The sequence below is a fragment of the Flagellimonas taeanensis genome, assembly GCF_003584105.1.
Classification (GTDB): Bacteria; Bacteroidota; Bacteroidia; order Flavobacteriales; family Flavobacteriaceae; genus Flagellimonas; species Flagellimonas taeanensis.
Genome location: NZ_QXFO01000022.1, coordinates 1 through 2500, shown reverse-complemented (window position 1 = coordinate 2500; position 2500 = coordinate 1). Strand labels below are relative to the sequence as shown.

Here is a 2500-nt window from a genome sequence, read left to right as displayed (position 1 = left end):
ACTCTCGGAATCACTTTTGTTTTCTCTTCCTCCGCCTACTTAGATGTTTCAGTTCAGCGGGTTCGCCCACCTTGCGGTGTGACAGGCCTTCAACCTGCCGGGTTGCCCCATTCGGACACCCACGGATCAATGCTCATGTGCAGCTCCCCGTGGATTTTCGCAGCTTATCGCGTCCTTCGTCGCCTCTGAGAGCCCAGGCATCCCCCATACGCCCTTCTTTTGCTTGTCGCACCTGTGCCTAAGCACAGATGCCCTCTCGTAATCCTTATATATTCTATTCTACTTCGTGTTTCTTCTTTTGACTTCGCCATGATGGTAAAACCATCACGCTCCGTCCCAATATGTCAATGAACTTTCTGGCACACCGCCACCGATCGGTGGACGGCACTTGCCGTGGTGGAGAATAAGGGAGTCGAACCCTTGACCTCCTGCGTGCAAGGCAGGCGCTCTAGCCAGCTGAGCTAATTCCCCATTACCAGTGGTCAGTTAACAGTTATCAGTTAACAGTACTATAACGGTAACCCAACACCTAGAATTTCCTATTCAATACTTCTTTTAAAGAACTTTTATAGACCCTGGCCCCAAAGGCCAAAAACCTGCGGCACTGCCGCTTCCGTAGTCTCAGGCAGACTCGAACTGCCGACCTCTACATTATCAGTGTAGCGCTCTAACCAGCTGAGCTATGAGACTGCATCGGCCCAAAAATGGGCAGTATACCAAAAAACATATCGCAAGACAGCAAAAGGGAAAAAACCATCCCGATGCGGGACCGGAAAAAATTCCGGGCGTCATCTTCTCTAGAAAGGAGGTGTTCCAGCCGCACCTTCCGGTACGGCTACCTTGTTACGACTTAGCCCTAGTTACCGATTTTGCCCTAGGCCGCTCCTTGCGGTGACGGACTTCAGGCACTCCCGGCTTCCATGGCTTGACGGGCGGTGTGTACAAGGCCCGGGAACGTATTCACCGGATCATGGCTGATATCCGATTACTAGCGATTCCAGCTTCACGGGGTCGAGTTGCAGACCCCGATCCGAACTGTGACCGGTTTTATAGATCCGCGCCCCCTTGCGGGGTGGCTTCCCTCTGTACCGGCCATTGTAGCACGTGTGTGGCCCAGGACGTAAGGGCCGTGATGATTTGACGTCGTCCCCACCTTCCTCACGGTTTGCACCGGCAGTCCCGTTAGAGTCCCCGACTTGACTCGCTGGCAACTAACGGTAGGGGTTGCGCTCGTTATAGGACTTAACCTGACACCTCACGGCACGAGCTGACGACAACCATGCAGCACCTTGCAGGCGGTCCGAAGAAAGGGATGTCTCCACCCCATGCAGCCTGCATTTAAGCCCTGGTAAGGTTCCTCGCGTATCATCGAATTAAACCACATGCTCCACCGCTTGTGCGGGCCCCCGTCAATTCCTTTGAGTTTCAACCTTGCGGTCGTACTCCCCAGGTGGGATACTTATCACTTTCGCTTGGCCACGGAGACAATGTCCCCACAGCTAGTATCCATCGTTTACGGCGTGGACTACCGGGGTATCTAATCCCGTTCGCTACCCACGCTTTCGTCCATCAGCGTCAGTACATGGTTGGTCACCTGCCTTCGCGATCGGTGTTCTATGTGATATCTATGCATTTCACCGCTACACCACATGTTCCGGCAACCCCACCATGACTCAAGACCTGCAGTATCAAAGGCAATTTTATGGTTGAGCCACAAACTTTCACCCCTGACTTACAGGCCCGCCTACGGACCCTTTAAACCCAATGATTCCGGATAACGCTCGGACCCTCCGTATTACCGCGGCTGCTGGCACGGAGTTAGCCGGTCCTTATTCTTACGGTACCGTCAGCCACCTACACGTAGGTGGGTTTCTTCCCGTATAAAAGCAGTTTACAACCCATAGGGCCGTCATCCTGCACGCGGCATGGCTGGATCAGTCTTCCGACCATTGTCCAATATTCCTCACTGCTGCCTCCCGTAGGAGTCTGGTCCGTGTCTCAGTACCAGTGTGGGGGATCCCCCTCTCAGGGCCCCTAACCATCGTTGCCATGGTGGGCCGTTACCCCACCATCAAGCTAATGGTACGCATGGCCATCCCTGTCCGATAAATCTTTAATCACAACATCATGCGATGTAATGATACCATGGGGCATTAATCCAAGTTTCCCTGGGCTATTCCCCTGACAGGGGCAGGTTCCATACGCGTTCCGCACCCGTGCGCCGGTCTCAGGGGTGCAAGCACCCCCTACCCCTCGACTTGCATGTGTTAGGCCTGCCGCTAGCGTTCATCCTGAGCCAGGATCAAACTCTTCATTGTCTATCGTTAAATATCTATCGAGACATCCTCAAAACAAATCCGGTCCTTGACATCAAAATGGCTTTAATTCTCTTTACGCTGTCTTTTGCAATATGTATATGAACTTCTTTTTCCTCCCCCGGTCTACACCTCTCGGCCTTCCCGGAGCGCCCTGCCTTATCAGCTAAGCGGGTGCAAATATA

General features: G+C 53.2%; 2 tRNA genes and 2 rRNA genes (1 of these 4 cut by a window edge). All 4 read right to left on the bottom strand.

Going from position 1 to position 2500, the window contains the following annotated elements:
• Positions 1 to 230 (bottom strand): 23S ribosomal RNA (locus D2V93_RS10230) (it extends 2587 nt beyond the left edge of the window).
• 164 nt (positions 231 to 394) lie between these two features.
• Positions 395 to 471, bottom strand: a tRNA-Ala gene (locus tag D2V93_RS10225).
• A 145-nt stretch (positions 472 to 616) separates the two neighbouring features.
• Positions 617 to 690: transfer RNA gene (locus D2V93_RS10220), tRNA-Ile, on the bottom strand.
• Positions 691 to 801: 111 nt separating this feature from the next.
• Positions 802 to 2318 (bottom strand): 16S ribosomal RNA (locus tag D2V93_RS10215).
• Together the 16S and 23S rRNA genes with 2 tRNA genes alongside form the textbook arrangement of a ribosomal RNA operon.
• Positions 2319 to 2500: the final 182 nt, after the last annotated feature.